Origin of the sequence: Alkalinema pantanalense CENA528, assembly GCF_050753345.1 — a bacterium.
Lineage (GTDB): Bacteria > Cyanobacteriota > Cyanobacteriia > Leptolyngbyales > Leptolyngbyaceae > Alkalinema > Alkalinema pantanalense.
Genome location: NZ_JBLZFX010000121.1, coordinates 1 through 15,200 on the forward strand (window position 1 = coordinate 1; position 15,200 = coordinate 15,200).

Below are 15,200 nucleotides of genomic sequence, written 5' to 3' on the forward strand. Positions count from 1 at the left end.
AGATTCAGCATGAGAAGGCTCTGGGCTACTGCTTCACATTATCCATTATTTCCCAACACGTCTATTACAAAACCTTCAAATCAAGACTTTGTTGAGAAACTCCTACCCTCCTACCCTCCTACTCTCCTACCCATAAGTTCGTCAGCTTTTTCCCAGACTATCTGCTGATTGTAGAACGCTTCGGGGCTGAAATCTGCGATCGCTACCCGCAAAATGATAAATTTGTTCTACTCACTCTGGTTTTTATGATATATTTGTTCTATCAGTAAACTTCTGTGTTATAAGAGGTGGGTGAGAACCTTGGCTAAAGAATCGCTAGACTGGGATATGCCATTGGCAGAAGCGCCAAGCTCCAAAAATCCTACACGTTCAAAGGATAGTTCACGAATGCCGCCCAAAGCATCCTCCTCGGATAACGCCGCCGATAAGGCAAATGCTGATAAGCAAAAAGCCCTGAATTTAGTCCTCGGGCAAATTGAACGCAACTTTGGTAAGGGCAGCATCATGCGCCTCGGTGATGCCACCCGCATGAAAGTGGAAACCATCCCCAGTGGAGCGCTGACGCTGGATCTGGCGCTGGGGGGCGGAATGCCGAAGGGTCGGGTCATTGAAATTTACGGCCCAGAAAGTTCCGGTAAGACAACGGTGGCGCTCCATGCCGTTGCGGAAGTGCAGAAGCAAGGGGGCATCGCAGCCTTCGTGGATGCAGAGCACGCCCTTGATCCGACCTATGCCGCCAATCTGGGTGTAGACATTGACAACCTCCTCGTATCCCAGCCCGATACTGGGGAAGCGGCCTTAGAAATTGTCGATCAACTGGTGCGATCGGCGGCGGTGGATATTGTCGTTATCGACTCGGTGGCGGCGCTGGTACCCCGTGCGGAAATTGAAGGGGAAATGGGCGACTCCCACGTGGGTCTGCAAGCGCGGTTGATGAGCCAAGCCCTCCGGAAAATTACGGGAAACATTGGTAAGTCCGGTTGTACCGTCGTCTTCCTAAACCAATTGCGCCAGAAGATCGGGGTCACCTACGGTAGCCCAGAAACGACAACAGGTGGTCAGGCGCTGAAATATTACGCTTCGGTTCGCTTAGACATTCGCCGGATTCAAACCCTGAAGAAGGGCAACGAAGAATTTGGGATTCGGGCAAAAGTGAAGGTTGCTAAGAATAAAGTCGCGCCGCCCTTCCGGATTGCGGAGTTTGATGTGATTTTCGGGAAGGGAATTTCGACGCTGGGCTGCTTAGTGGATCTAGCCGAAGAAACCAATGTCATTTCTCGCAAGGGTGCTTGGTACAGCTACAACGGCGACAACATCAGCCAAGGTCGTGACAACGCCATTAAATATCTTGAAGACAAGCCTGAACTCTCCCAGGAAATTGAAAAACTGGTGCGGGAAAAACTAGAGATGGGGGCGCAGGTGTCGGCAAATACGGTGGGTCATAGTGAGCCGGAGGATGAAGAGGAAGACGAGTTTGATCCGGAGGCTGACCAGTAGGCAATTGCTCGTTTAGGTGCAAGCGCTGGTTTGGACGAATGTTTCCGCTAGATAGGGTAAAAGGGTTCACAATCGTGAACCCTTTTTTATATCTGGTCTCATAGGTTGTCGAGTGTAGCGTGTGCGAAAGGAGTCTGGTCTAGAATTCAACTAAAATCACCAAATCAGGGGTTCTCAACTAATACTCCAGCACAAAGGTCTGATAGTCCGATCGATTCAGTACAGGTAACCGGATAGCAGGCTTAGATTCTGCACGGATCGAATCATGATGGGTAACGACAGTGGCCGGTAATGCGGATTGCTCTAGTTCAACTGCCTTTTGGGTCAGTTGTTCCAGTCGCTGTTCAATCTGGAGACGGCGCTGTTCGATCGTGGCCAGTTCGTTTTCGAGGCGGCTTTTTTCGATCGCCATTTTGTACAGATCCAGGTATTGACTAGCCTCGGTTTTGGGACGGGGCATGGTGCTGATTTTGGGATGGATGGCATGGGGGGGACGTCGCATGCAAGTATTCTCCTAAAAGGTCTGTTTTAGAATTCCCTCTACAGAGTGATTTATCACATTTTGAAAAAATAAATTTCTAAAATGGTGCCAGAAAGATTGCAAATCAGTCGTCATTCAATCAGTGAACTAGGATATGGCCAGAACAAGATCACAGATAGCTTTGTTCTACTCACCTAAACGGGGTAGACGACTTTTTGGGAATGGGTTGAAGGTTGGTCAGTTAACCGTGGGGCAGGGGTGCAAGGTTGGCGTTATTTGCCTCCTGGGTGGATTGTTCAGCAGTATGGGCGTAGATGCCGCGATCGCGGCTTCCCGGCAACCGCAACTTCCGAACGCGGCCCAAGCGAAAGCGATTTGTGCCGCGAGTCCCTTGTTGCTGGAAGTGAGTCCTTTGGCAGCGGATGCTTGGCCGGGATACGCCCAGTCAGCACGATTATTTGATTTGCCAAAAACGCCTGCCGCCTTCTATGAAATTGCCCAGGAATCTTCCAACTCAGAAATTCGGCTAGCTGCGATCAGCCGTGCGATCGAATTGGCTCCGAATTATGGGGATGCGTACCAACAGCGGGGCTGGCTGAAACAGCGCGATTTTAGGGATTTTGCTAGCGCGATCGCGGACTACCGCCGGGTGTTGGAATTGGAGCCGGAGCATGAGGAAGTCCAGGTACGGCTGGTACAGAGTTTGGAAGGAATGGGCAATTGGCAAGGCGCGATCGCTGAGTACGATCGCTTAGTGGCTGAACATCCCCGTGGCTTTGAGTACTTGCTACATCGTGCCTATGCTTACCAGCAGCTCCAAAACTGGCAAAGCGCGATTCAGAACTACACCCAAGCGATTAAATTGGTGGCGGCAAAACAAAGCAATGACAAAAATTGGGCATTTTTGCTAGGTCGGGTCAGTGCGGATCTCCATGAGCTTTATATGGATCGGGGGAATTTGTACGCCTTAGCAAATCAGCGATCGCAGGCTTTAGCGGACTACGATCGGGCGCTTAACAGTACCTCTTCACGCTTCGAAAAGTCTGATATTTATAAGCAGCGCTGTAAGTTGCACGTTGCGTTAGGAGATTTGTCCCAGGCCAAGGCTGACGCTCGACAAGCGGAGCTGAATCTGACCCAAGGCAGGCCGTTACTGCAAGTCTTTCCAGCCTCTCCTCCTCTACCCAAGGCGGGCATCCAAGCCGAAATTCCTACGCTGAAACTAGCAGAAACAGCTCCCGAATTAATTCGAGCGGGTTTGGATTTATTGGTACGCGATCAAGAGAGTGATTTCTTGGAGGCGGCGGTTACCAAGGATCCTAACTATGCGCCTGCCTACTTTCACCGGGGTAGCCAGCGGCTCAAAGCGGGACGAGTGGATGGAGCGATCGCGGATTTTGATAAAGCCCTTCAACTCAACCCTAAGTTTTCCTTGGTTTACCAAGCGCGCGGATCGGCCTATTTGGAGCAGGAACAGTTCGATCGGGCGATCGCGGATTTTACCCAAGCCTTGGCAATTGATCCGAATTTTTCCCTGGCGTTAATCGGTCGTGCTAAAGCCTATCAGCAAACGAAACAAACAACAGCAGCAATGGAAGATTTAAATCGCGCGATCGCGGCAGATCCGGCGTCGGAGCTTGCGTTGACCGATCGGGCAGTTCTGCGAAAAACCACGGGTGATTTGGTCGGTTCGCTAACGGATAACCGGCGGGTGAAGCAGTTACAACAACGCTGGCTGAATCTAGCAAATGTTTGGTCTTTGCCTGCCCGACTACCGGAGCGGAAAAGGTAATACCGCGATCGAGGATGCCATCAATCAACAAGCTGCTGAGTTGGAAATCATACGGTAACAGGGGCCCCAGTCGGAAAATGGCTGCAAGTTAGATTTTTCAGTAACAAAAAACTACATTTCTTACATTCAGGAAATCAGCAGGCTACAACTGAATTTATCTTCCATAATCACCAATTTCTGGTTCGTTGCTCCTGTCTTCTTATTAACTCCTGTGGGACTTTTCCCTATGAACGCGACCTCTCGCATCATTTTCCTGGTCAAGGGTTGGCAGCTTGGATGGATAATCCCGATCGTGTTTGGGATGGGTTTGTTGACTGGGGGATGTACAATCCTTGAGTCAGAGCAATCTCCGCCAGATCCCAAGCCCCAAGCAACGGCCTTGGCAGCACAACCACAAAAGACGAAAACACCCGCTAAAGTATCGGCTAAAATACCGGCTACAACGCTCCCCCTCAGCCCTGCACAGACGAAGGCAATTGCATTCAACAATCAAGGCGTAGGTAAAATCGCGAAATTTAATTATAAAGGTGCAATTCAAGACTTGAATCAAGCCATTAAATGGAATAGCAAATTTTCAGAAGCCTACCTGAATCGCGGGATTGCTTACTCGAGTCTTGGCAATTCCACCGCAGCACTCAAAGACTTTAACTTAGCCATTAAGTTGAACGGCTCTCTGGCACTGGCGTATATGAATCGGGCCGACGAATATGTCAATTTGGGTCAAAAAACAAAGGCGATCGGGGATCTGCGGAAAGCCTCGACGCTCTTAACTCAACAGGGTGATTCCGCCAATGCCGAAGTCGCTAGAACCAGTCTCCAGTCGCTAGAGAATCCTACTCTATCTCCGTCCCCAGCTTCCTCCGTTAGCGCTGCCCCTAGCGCTGCCACGGCAACGGCTCCCCAGTCGGCTGAAATGGCATTGGCCCAACATCTCAATACCATTAATGCCAAGATGTATGGAACCTATTGGTGTTCGGTGTGTAATTGGCAGAAAGAACTGTTTCGCGAAGCTCGGTATCAATTTAATTACATTGAATGTGACCCCAGAGGGACAACGCCCCAATCCGATCGTTGTGATGCGGCGGAAATTGAAGCCTATCCCACTTGGGAAATTAATGGGGAGTACCGCAGAGGCGGCATTTCCCTAGAAGAGTTGGCTGATTTATCTGGCTATCAAGGCCCGCGAAATTTTAATGAATAAGGTTGTTCACTGAATTGCCCTTCTTGATTGACAATTTAACATGGCCAAAAAGTTCCTGATAGTCTTGGCGTTGGGGTTGGGAAGTGTGCTCTCAGCCGTCATGGTGCACTGGCTCAGCCAAAGTCCCTTAGCCCGACAGTTTGATGGTTGGGTGAATTATGTAGCAATGCAATATCACCTCTGGTTCCGCAAGCAGCAAACCAGTGGGTTACCTTCGCTCATCAGTTTAGCATTTCTCGGAGGATTGGTTGCTAGTATTTCGCCCTGTATTCTATCTTTGCTACCTGTTAATTTAAGTTACATTGGGACGCGGGATATTCAATCGCGTTGGGATGCGTTGTCTAAGGCGGCAGCTTTTGTACTAGGCGTCGTGACAATTCTGAGTTTATTTGGTGTTTTCTCATCCTTTGCAGGATTTGTTTTAATTAAGTTCACGGGTTACTTTCAGGTTGCAGTCGGCGTATTGATTATTCTGATGGGGTTGAGCTTAGCCAATCTTATCCATCTGCCTCGCGTTCCACAATGGCTATCCCAACCTCTAACGATCGCCCAAGGCCACGATCGACCGGGGTTGCAGGCATTTTTCACTGGCCCCTATGGGGTGGGTGTTACTTTTGCGTTCGTCAGTTCCCCTTGCACTAGTCCCATTATGTTTTCGGTGCTTTCAGCGGCGGCGGCTACGGGTTCCCAACTCCAGGGGGCGATGGTGATGGTGGGTTACTCGCTGGGCTATACTGCAATTATTTTTTTTGCGAGTTTATTTGCAGGTCTGGTGAAGCAGACGAGGGGATTGTTGGGTCATGCAGAAACCATTACTCGGTTTGCCAGTTTTGCGTTGCTGTTGATCGGCGGATTTTATCTGGTGAATGGGGGGCAATGGATTGCCGCTAGGCTGACCTAGATTTAATCGAGGATTAAGCGATCGATGACTGCAACTTTAAGTGGTACAGGTAAAAAATGATACCGGGATTAACGTTTTTAATTACGGATTGACAGCGCCCTAGTTTGTTTGTACGGTAGTTTCTCATAGCGATCGCCATGGACATCCTTCTTTCAACGGGTCGGCATGAAGCATGGGGTCGCTGGGTTCCCAACAATTTAGAGCACTACCCTTTGTTGCTGGACACAACTCCGGGTAGCTATTCCCCCTCGCTGAGTAAGCAGCAAGGAGGCTTGATGAGGATTTTAACATCTGACCGAGCCACTCTTGTTTGTGATGTCAAACGGGGTGGCTCTAAATTTTGGGGCTTCTTAGGTTCACTACAAGGAGAAGCTCAATATGTGTTTTACAGGTTCTATCGATCCGAGCGATCGTACGGTTCAACATGGCCCACAACGCTTACAACTTCACTTAATCGGTCATCTGGAATTCATTCAAGACACGATTAATCAATTTCATGCGTTACGGTACGTCGATCGGATTCATTGGAGCAAACCCATGCCGATCGTGCATTCCGACAACCAATACATCAGCATCCTCAGCCGCGAACGTCTGCGTTAACGGTTGAAGCATTGGTGTCCCACAGGTTGCAGAGTCTTTTTGTAGTCTGTGGACACTTCAGCTCGGGCGATCCTTTCTCACCCATTTGTGTGATGCACCTGCGATCTACTTTTCCGATTGCTTAGTGAACAGTTATTTTGAGGCGAAAAATCTAGAAAAATTTCATTGTTGGCTTAGACTAACCGATCATCTCACCCGACTGGCAATGTTACGCTGGTTTCAGCAAAATAAACTTGCAGCAGGTGAACTTTACGTTAGGTTGCTTAGGTTATTGTTTAGGGCAGTACAAAAAGCTAATTTTCATGCATCAAATACAAAGGTTCGGTAATCTCTACTTAAATTAATTATATTTATAGTACAAATACACCTAAGAGCTGAGCTATGATCTCATCAACAAAATTACATTCGCTCTAATGAATGAGATTGTTGAAAGTATTCAGAAAGATATCCTCTCGTCTGAAGCATCACTCAGCACAATTTTGCTGAAAGCAAAGCTTTTGGCTCATAAGTTGAAGAATGACAGTTTTAAGCAATGGGTCAAGCATGAGGTAGACGGCTATCCTAACTCTAAGGAAGTGCCTGACTATCGTGTTATTCACACTCCGCTGCTTGGTTACATCTTTAATGGATGGAATGGCTACAGCAACATACCAATTTCCCTGTACAACACACCCGACTGGTTTCAGGAAACAGCTAACAAGGTTCATTTTACTGAAGGTATTCAAACGGTAGAGGAATTAGCATCAAGAGAAGACTCTATATCTTTTGATTGGCCTGCTGAACATATCACCATTTGGAATCTTTATAATCAAGAGCAATTGGCACATGGTGGGTATCAGTGTCACCAAGTGAAAAGACCTGTTACCTCAAGTGTGTTTGCTCAAATTCTGTTAACTGTTCGTAGTCGTTTACAAGATTTTGTTCTCGAACTCAGCGATCTTCCCTGGAAAGTGGAAGATCGAGCAATGAGTGATCAAGTTGAAAAGCTTGTGTCAGTCATAATTTATAACAACTCACAAGGAGGATCTGTGGCAACTTTCGACCAACGTGATCAGCAGGTATACAGTCAGAATAATGCAGCACGAGATATTTATATCGAGGGCAATACTAGTATTGGTAAAGTTCAAGATACAGCGGAATTTATCCGGGAGTTGCAAAAATTGAAGAGCCAGCTTTTCAAGGCTGGTGAGGCTCAAGTGATAGATGCAGAGTTGGTTACAGATGTAGATTATGAGTTAGCTAGTGCCATTCAAGAAGCAAGGAAGCCAGATCCTAACAAGGAGGCAGTCTTAAAGCCTATGGAAAAAGCTAAAAATTTGCTGAGCAAGGCTTCGGGTGCGACTGAGTTTATTACAGCAATCATCAATTTAATTGCCGCAGGAATGACGTTGTTGTAAGTCCTATCAAACAGTCCCAACGCACCCTGATCTACACCTGTCAGTATCGGGTAATTTCAATCATGCGCCGCGTCGCGCCTTCACGTCCTCGCAGCGATCGGGGTCATATTTTTGAGCGAATTCAGGCAGAATAGAACTATCTCCCTATGGAGGCATACCATGACCCCCTCCCTCGAAGCCGCAATTGCAGCCATACAACCCCTTTCGCCCACCGAGCACCTACAACTGCTACAAATTCTGATGCAAAGCAGCTTACCCTCCAATTTCTCAACAGACCTTAAAGCACTCAGTCTTCAGTTTCGGCAAGGCATCTCACTCCAGCAGCTACAAGCCACTCAATCCCCCAAGATTGTTGAAAACCTCCAAGATCTCGCCGCTGACTTTTGGCCCGCAGAAGACTCGATCGAAGAGTTTCTAGCATTCTTACAACAGCAACGCCAAGAGCTAGCCTAAACAAACTCCCATGGGTCTACTTTTGATCGACACCGACATTGCTTCCTTCATCTTCAAAGGCAGTAACTACGCTGATCCTTATGGATTCGACGGATTCGAGTTGCGTGGATTCTAAATTTAATCCGGCTTGTTTGAGGGTGGCAAATAATTGTTCAATCCGCCAGCGCCAGCAATACCATTGGATAACTTGCAGAGCTTGCTCCAAGCTGCACACTTCATGGGTGGTCAACAATCGCCAATGAATGGGCGTTTGACCGGTTGGTGCACTGACTTCTTGGGCTTCCACGGCATAGAGTTGAACACTGGGTGGATACGTTGAATCACCACCCTAGCTCGACGCACGGTGATCAAGGCTTCTCGGGGCATCTGGTGGCGACGCGGATCTCCCGCCACTTGCAGGAAATAGCTGCCCTCGCAAGGTTGAGCCCTTAACGTTTCATACAATGAAGCCGTAATAAGATTGTCCTAACAATCTTATTACGGCTATAAATTGCGGATGAAACCCTAGAGAATGTCCTTCTGATAGGTTCATTACTACTAGGTGCCATCCGCAAATTGAGTTTCTATCCGCCATGGGAAAATTGAGTCGTGTTAACCCGTTGATCGGTCGCTAACGACTCATTCAAAACAAGCTACTGGTTCAAAGACAGGAGACGATAATCCCGAATATAGAGAGGTACATCCCCGACCTGGCGACGCAGTTTTGCTTCTTCCATCGTTTCATCAAAAATCAACATCGTCTCCCGCCCTACCTTCAACCAATCCTCGTAGGGCACACACATGTCTTGCTCAAAGTTGCCTGTATTGGGACGTTTCATGGCTTCGGGGGCAATCATGGCCCGATATTGCTCGTTGAATTTACGACGGAAGCGGAAATCGATCGAAATTCGCAAGCCGTGGGAGACGCGCCGAACGGTCTGGTGTAAGCCCCGCGCATCATTGAAATACATGGTGCCATGCTGCATTTTGGCTTCGTCATAGGAAACAACCATGGGAATGTCACGCCCATCATTAAAGTCGGACATGAGACGCATGGCTGGCAGTTCCATTTCTCGGGGCATTTCCCCCGCTTCGATCGTGATATTGTCGATGTCACCAAACAAGGGCAAAACAACAACAGTAGCATCGGGATGAACACCATTCCAGACATCACTATGACGCTTCATACTGGTAAACGGCAGCTTCAACACCTCAGCGCTGGTTTTGCCATAAACCATGCGAAGATTGACGGGAAGATCGACCGCGTCAATCAAATCATTCCCACCTAGTTGGCAGAAAGCATCGGCCACACTTTTTTGAAGCAGGTTAAACGCTAAAATATGCTCCTTTTTAGGTACTAGCAGCCCCGTCCCTAGATAGTTAGGTAGCCTATTTTGCTCACGGGCTTCTAACAATCGCTCAAGCATGTCCTGTTCAGACAGAATAATGGGGCTGTTTAGACAGGCAGAAATGTATCCAGCTGCAGCTGTGCGAATTTGTTGAAAAAGGGCTGGCTGGAGCGTATGTTCAAACAAAAGCCGATACTGATGACGAGTGGCCATCCGGCTCGCTAATTCATTGAATAAGCGATCGCCTAGCTCAGAAAATGCCATTGCCTGCTCTTGGCTAATTTTCTGCATCCATTCCTGGGTCATTACATTCTGAGACACAACAGTCTGAGACATAGCACTCAATGATCTCTAAAAAATGACAACAATAAATCTAAGTCCCTGATGCCAAAAATTCTTATTCAGAATATTGCAACCAATTCATTAGATTGGAGACATTCAACTTCGATCAAACTCATCGCTGGAGAAATCGATCGAAAAGGATAAAATGGTTTGTGAGCAAACAAAAATAGTAGCTAACTACTGCGCCTCAACCAATATCTCTATCTATCAACATTCAGTTTGAATGTTGGCGAATCAATCGCTAGTAAATCAACAAAAGGCTATTACTGGGTCTAAGCTATTTTGATTAAAAAATAAACTGTATTTTCAACGAAATTTCATACGTGCAATCACAGAAATCCGTATTCAGCACTAGAAAAGATCAATTTTACGATTAAATTAAATGCAGCGCTGATAAAAACTACAGAAAATATTTAACATTGATCGTTGTTTATCAGTTTCTGAATTCATGACATTCAAAAACTCATTTGCCTCTGTCCATCATGATAGGCTCTTGCGAAGTACCTACTTGACTCAATAAATAATTACAGTGAATGACTACGACCTCATGCAATCTACATAAAACATCCGGGAAATTACTGATTATTGACAACTCAGTTTTTTAAATTTTTGGAGAATTACAGGAGTTGGTGAGTTAAATCGTTGTAATCGGGTAACCTAGGTAGGCTGAAACTTTAAAGATCAGTCAAAAATGAATCTGGATTTTTACCCATTCCAGTTTGCTTCAAACAGTGTCATACTCATGCAATCAGTACTATTTCCAGTATCTTCAATCTCGCTAGAATGCAGTATTGAGTGTTGTGAAATAACGCATCTCACCACATAGGTTCAACCCCTAGTTAGCTTGGTATAGTATGTTTTTGAACGTTCTGAAATTTCATAGATCTTCCAAGATCAGTTGGCAGAGCTTCAATTAAACGATCAGAGAAATTAACAGTGATTCACGATTCAGTCGCGCCAGTTTAAGAAGAGTTAGTTCGATCCTTCGATACATTGATCTAGACTTCCCTACCCCCTATGTCATCACCATCGTCCTCCACTCAAAACTTATACAATCGGTCAGCCTCTCGCTGGATGCGAGGGGAACCTATTTCGCTTTCAGATTTCACTGCCAGACCTATTGTTCTAGGCATGTGTGAGCCTGTCCAAGGGCAACGAATTCTAGATCTAGGGTGTGGAGAAGGCTACTGTAGCCGAGAGTTAATGCGTCGGGGAGCTCAGGAAGTCTATGGAATGGATCTCTCTGAGGGCATGATTGAAGCAGCTCTGGCACAAGAACAAGCTACTCCCCTCGGAATTCACTATTCATCCGGATGCGCTACTGATTTATCCCACATTGCAGATGCGAGCTTTGACAAGGTACTGGCTGTCTTTTTATTCAATTATTTGACGATCGAACAAATGCAGCAGTGCATGACAGAAGTCATCAGGGTGCTCCGCCCCCAAGGTCAATTTATTTTCAGTGTTCCCCATCCCGCTTTTCCTTACATGCGTAAGGCCGACTATCCTTTCTACTTTCAAGTCGAAGAAACTAAGTACTTTAGTCAGCGTAATCACATTTTTCCGGGTCGTATTTGGAAGCGAGATGGAACCTGGCTGGATGTCCAACTAGTCCATAAAACGCTAGAGGACTATTTCGATGTACTGCGTAAAGTTGGTTTTCAAACTTTACCGATCGTCAAAGAACTCAGGGTTACTCCTGAACATGTCCAGCTAGATGAAGCATTCTTTCAGCCCCTCTTTGATTTTCCACTTCACTTGGCTATACAGGTCGTACGATGAAACTTGAAACTTCACCATTCATCCAAACTTTTCATGATCTAGCTCACAACCATGATCTATGGCAGCATCCTTTTTTACAACGCTGCCGTGAGGGAGAACTTACGTTACCAGAAGTACAGATCCTGGCAGTTCAAATGTACAAGTTCTCCAAGGAATTCAATCGAATTCTAGCAAGCATTCTATCTTGTTGTCCCGATGAAGAAGCCCAGTGGGTCATTCTAGATAATTTATTTGATGAGATGGGACAGGGCGATCTCAGTTACGCCCATCCAGAACTGTTCCGACGATTCACACGCGCGATCGGCATCCCTGACGCAAACTTGAGGGAGTTCCCAGCCACGCCGGAAACTCAGGCCATGATTCAGACCTATCTGAATCTTTCCCATCAATATAGTTATCTAGCAGCTTTGGGAGCAGTCTGCTTTGCCTCAGAGGGCATTGTTCATTCTCTTTATTCCCAGCTTTATCAAGGAATTCAAGGAGCCGCACCTTTAACTCAAGATGATCTCATCTTTTTTGAGCTTCATATTGATGTAGACGATAGTCATGCAGCCAAGTTAGCCACCTTGCTCACCCCTCGCATTCACAATGAGACTCAAGCGATCGACATTCATCGAGCAATCTTAGAGGCTCTGGATGCGCGAGTACAGTTTTTTGATGGTGTGCAGCGACGTATTGATGAAATGAATGCATTATCTTCTTCAGTACAACTATCTGTTGAACCGAGTGCATTTGCCTTGAGATCCTTTGTCTATGCTGAGTCTGTGAATTAATCAAGCTCAATAAGCGGGTTCAACTCAGGCAATTTCATGATTGGCTTTTAGTCAGTCGTCTCAGTTGGGTCTGAAGCAATCTGAATGAGGTAACAATTTTTTACTTTAACCAACTGTGATATCGGAAGGGAGCCAGGGAACAATAGCAGATAAATCATAATGGCGTTGTACTGACTTTTGAAAGACTCACTACAGTCAACTCCAGAAGTTCGAACTGACTCACCATATCCTAGGAGGAACCCAATGTACGGACTCGTGAATAAAGCGATCTCGGATATGGTGAAAAGTCATTTTGGAGAACAGATTTGGCAGCAGATTCGAGAAAAAGCAAGTGTAGAGACGGACACCTTTATTCGGATGGAGGGCTATCCGGATGATGTCACTCATCGATTAGTCAAGGCAGCAAGCGAAGTTTTAGAACTTTCACCGGCCCAAATTATGGAAGCCTTTGGGGAATTTTGGGTGCAGTTTACTGCCAGTGAAGGCTATGGGGAACTTATGGATATGAGCGGAGATGATCTGCCTGAGTTTCTCCAGAATTTGGATAATTTGCATGCCAGGGTAGGGGTCAGTTTTCCAAAATTGCGCCCTCCTTCCTTCGATTGTAATGAAGTTGATGATCAAGTCCTAAGTCTTGAGTATCGCTCAGAGCGAGAGGGTTTAGCACCAATGGTTGTGGGCCTAGTAAAGGGTCTAGGAACTCGTTTCGACACAGAAGTAGATGTCTCTCAAGTGGAGAGCAAGGATTCAGGAGCCGATCACGATGAATTTCTAATTCACTTCAAGCCTAATTCGGTTGATTAAAATGAGTCCTTCAATTACACTTCCGCCCCACATCTTTGCAGAAGCTTTTCCGTTTCACTTCATTCTTGATTCTGATTTAAATATTGTTCAGGCTGGGCCAGTTCTTCAAAGGATCTGTCTCAATTCCCTAGTCGGAAGTTTGTTAGAACGATTCTTTGAGATCACTCGTCCCAAAATTACGCCTACTTTTGAGGCAGTTAAAAAACAGCGGAAATCTCTTTTTATTCTGAATTCTCTTCATAACGAGATGCAGCTCAAGGGACAAATGATCTACCTTGAGCAAGAGAATTTAATTTGCTTTTTAGGATCGCCTTGGATTACGGACACATCTAGCTTAGAGCCCTTAGGACTTAAGCTCAAAGATTTTGCAATTCATGATCCCATCGTAGATTTTATATTTCTCCTTCAAACCAAAAATACATCTCTCAATGATGCTAAACGGCTTACAGAGGAGTTACAGCAACAGCAGCTTCAGCTTAAAAATGCTCTACGCATTAAAGAAAATCTGGCTAAAATTGCTGAGTCTCAAGCAAAACGGTTAGAAGAAACTTTACGAGATCTACAAGATACTCAAGCTCAACTAATCCAAACTGAAAAAATGTCAGGATTAGGTCAAATGGTGGCTGGAATTGCCCATGAGGTAAATAACCCGGTCAACTTTATTCATGGCAATTTATCCTATGTTTTGACTTATTCTACCCAATTATTAGAACTAATTTCTCTCTATCAGAAAATTCATCCAGAAGAGCATCCACAAATTTCTGAGCTGGCAGAGGAGATCGACTTAGATTTTTTAATTGAAGATTTTCCACAGACGATTCGATCGATGCAGATGGGAACTGAGCGGATTCGAGAAATTGTCACCTCTCTACGAACCTTTTCACGACTCGACGAAGCTGAGCATAAATCGGTTAATTTGCATGATGGATTAGAGAGTACATTACTCATTCTAAAACACCGACTGAAGCCCCATGGACAACGTCCTGCTATTGAAATCATCAAAGATTACGGAACACTACCACCAGTAGAGTGCTTTTCAGGACAGTTGAATCAAGTCTTTATGAATATCATCGCGAATGCGATCGATGCATTAGAGGAACACTATTTTCAGACGTTAAATACAACTGGCTTAAAGGTGCCATTGAGTATCTATATTTCAACAGTTTTAAATACAGAGAGAAAAGTAATCATTAGAATTGCTGATAATGGTGCAGGAATCCCTGAATCAGTCCGCGACAAAATTTTTGATCCCTTTTTTACAACTAAACCGATCGGGAAGGGAACAGGGCTAGGCTTATCCATTTGTTATAAGATTATTGTTGATACCCATGGAGGAACTTTAACTTGTAAATCTACTCCTAATCAAGGCACAGAATTCATCCTTGAATTATTTACACAATTACCCCCTCAAATCAAAGATCAAAATTTGATTGACTTAGCAGAGATCTCTGAAGACAGAACTGTTGGACTCTATTCTCACGAACAGTCTCCCATCAAGATATCTGAGAAGTTGACTAGAACACTCAGCGAGGGAGCAGCCGAATCCTGGCAATATAACTCAACTGCATAACTTCTGAAGCAATCGGATTTTCTGGGTAGAGAAGATCGTCAGGCGAGAAAGGTTGATGGGTCGATCGATTCTGATTGCTAGTCCGATCGCCGTGTCTTCTGTCAGCATTGCCACCTGGTCCGGTGCCGCAACGAAAATTTTGCTAACAACTTTGCTAACAAAAAGTTAATAAATCGAGAGTTGACGGACTCCGAAAAATCCCGTAAGGTTGTCCATTAAGTTATTCCTTCCATGACGGCGGGGAATAGCTGGAACCCAGAAATCTGGTCGTCATCGTCA

13 protein-coding genes and 1 pseudogene are annotated in these 15,200 nt (G+C 45.8%); 11 read left to right on the forward strand and 3 right to left on the reverse strand.

Translation table 11 applies throughout. The features are described 5' to 3' along the window. Window positions 1-387: 387 nt before the first annotated feature. Complete coding sequence (gene recA / locus ACN4EG_RS24660; RefSeq protein ID WP_431632936.1) at window positions 388-1,497, forward strand: recombinase RecA; 1,110 nt, start codon at window positions 388-390, stop codon at window positions 1,495-1,497. Between the two features lie 178 nt (window positions 1,498-1,675). Here recA and ACN4EG_RS24665 read toward each other — a convergent pair whose 3' ends face one another. Continuing rightward, the gene (locus ACN4EG_RS24665; protein ID WP_431632937.1) at window positions 1,676-1,999 is read right to left on the reverse strand and encodes a hypothetical protein; all 324 of its coding nucleotides are present in this window, start codon (window positions 1,997-1,999) and stop codon (window positions 1,676-1,678) included. 160 nt (window positions 2,000-2,159) lie between these two features. Between ACN4EG_RS24665 and ACN4EG_RS24670 the strand changes: the two genes are divergently transcribed. The 6 genes from ACN4EG_RS24670 to ACN4EG_RS24695 all read left to right on the forward strand — a co-directional run bounded on the left by ACN4EG_RS24670 (window position 2,160) and on the right by ACN4EG_RS24695 (window position 8,322). Beyond that, entirely contained in the window at window positions 2,160-3,770 is a 1,611-nt protein-coding gene (locus ACN4EG_RS24670; protein ID WP_431632938.1) for a tetratricopeptide repeat protein, read from the forward strand. A gap of 226 nt (window positions 3,771-3,996) precedes the next feature. Beyond that, window positions 3,997-4,971: a hypothetical protein gene (locus ACN4EG_RS24675; protein ID WP_431632939.1), complete on the forward strand. Its 975-nt coding sequence runs from the start codon at window positions 3,997-3,999 to the stop codon at window positions 4,969-4,971. 40 nt (window positions 4,972-5,011) lie between these two features. Next, window positions 5,012-5,872: a cytochrome c biogenesis protein CcdA gene (locus tag ACN4EG_RS24680; protein WP_431632940.1), complete on the forward strand. Its 861-nt coding sequence runs from the start codon at window positions 5,012-5,014 to the stop codon at window positions 5,870-5,872. 378 nt (window positions 5,873-6,250) lie between these two features. Then, on the forward strand, window positions 6,251-6,472 hold the full coding sequence (locus tag ACN4EG_RS24685) for a hypothetical protein (protein ID WP_431632941.1): 222 nt from the start codon (window positions 6,251-6,253) through the stop codon (window positions 6,470-6,472). Window positions 6,473-6,885: 413 nt separating this feature from the next. Then, window positions 6,886-7,869, forward strand: coding sequence for an AbiTii domain-containing protein (locus tag ACN4EG_RS24690; RefSeq protein WP_431632942.1), 984 nt, complete (start codon window positions 6,886-6,888; stop codon window positions 7,867-7,869). Window positions 7,870-8,028: 159 nt separating this feature from the next. Then, a complete protein-coding gene (locus ACN4EG_RS24695; protein WP_431632943.1) occupies window positions 8,029-8,322 on the forward strand; it encodes a hypothetical protein in 294 nt (97 codons plus the stop codon). A gap of 58 nt (window positions 8,323-8,380) precedes the next feature. Here the strand turns inward: ACN4EG_RS24695 and ACN4EG_RS24700 are convergent. Together ACN4EG_RS24700 and ACN4EG_RS24705 are read right to left on the reverse strand one after the other, a co-directional pair. After that, window positions 8,381-8,769: pseudogene (locus tag ACN4EG_RS24700) on the reverse strand (transposase); the annotation flags it as partial. Window positions 8,770-8,954: 185 nt separating this feature from the next. After that, window positions 8,955-9,986: a hypothetical protein gene (locus tag ACN4EG_RS24705; RefSeq protein ID WP_431632944.1), complete on the reverse strand. Its 1,032-nt coding sequence runs from the start codon at window positions 9,984-9,986 to the stop codon at window positions 8,955-8,957. 1,137 nt (window positions 9,987-11,123) lie between these two features. On the opposite strand from ACN4EG_RS24705, the gene ACN4EG_RS24710 reads away from it, so the two are divergent. The 4 genes from ACN4EG_RS24710 (at window position 11,124) to ACN4EG_RS24725 (ending at window position 14,921) form a co-directional block, all read left to right on the forward strand. After that, window positions 11,124-11,774: a class I SAM-dependent methyltransferase gene (locus ACN4EG_RS24710; RefSeq protein ID WP_431632945.1), complete on the forward strand. Its 651-nt coding sequence runs from the start codon at window positions 11,124-11,126 to the stop codon at window positions 11,772-11,774. Continuing rightward, on the forward strand, window positions 11,771-12,547 hold the full coding sequence (locus tag ACN4EG_RS24715; protein WP_431632946.1) for a TenA family transcriptional regulator: 777 nt from the start codon (window positions 11,771-11,773) through the stop codon (window positions 12,545-12,547). The genes ACN4EG_RS24710 and ACN4EG_RS24715 overlap by 4 nt, the downstream gene beginning before the upstream one ends. A 243-nt stretch (window positions 12,548-12,790) precedes the next feature. Next, window positions 12,791-13,351 carry a heme NO-binding domain-containing protein gene (locus tag ACN4EG_RS24720; RefSeq protein WP_431632947.1) on the forward strand — a complete coding sequence of 187 codons (561 nt, stop codon included), beginning with the start codon at window positions 12,791-12,793 and terminating at the stop codon, window positions 13,349-13,351. Between the two features lies 1 nt (window position 13,352). Beyond that, complete coding sequence (locus ACN4EG_RS24725; RefSeq protein WP_431632948.1) at window positions 13,353-14,921, forward strand: ATP-binding protein; 1,569 nt, start codon at window positions 13,353-13,355, stop codon at window positions 14,919-14,921. Window positions 14,922-15,200 lie beyond the last annotated feature (279 nt).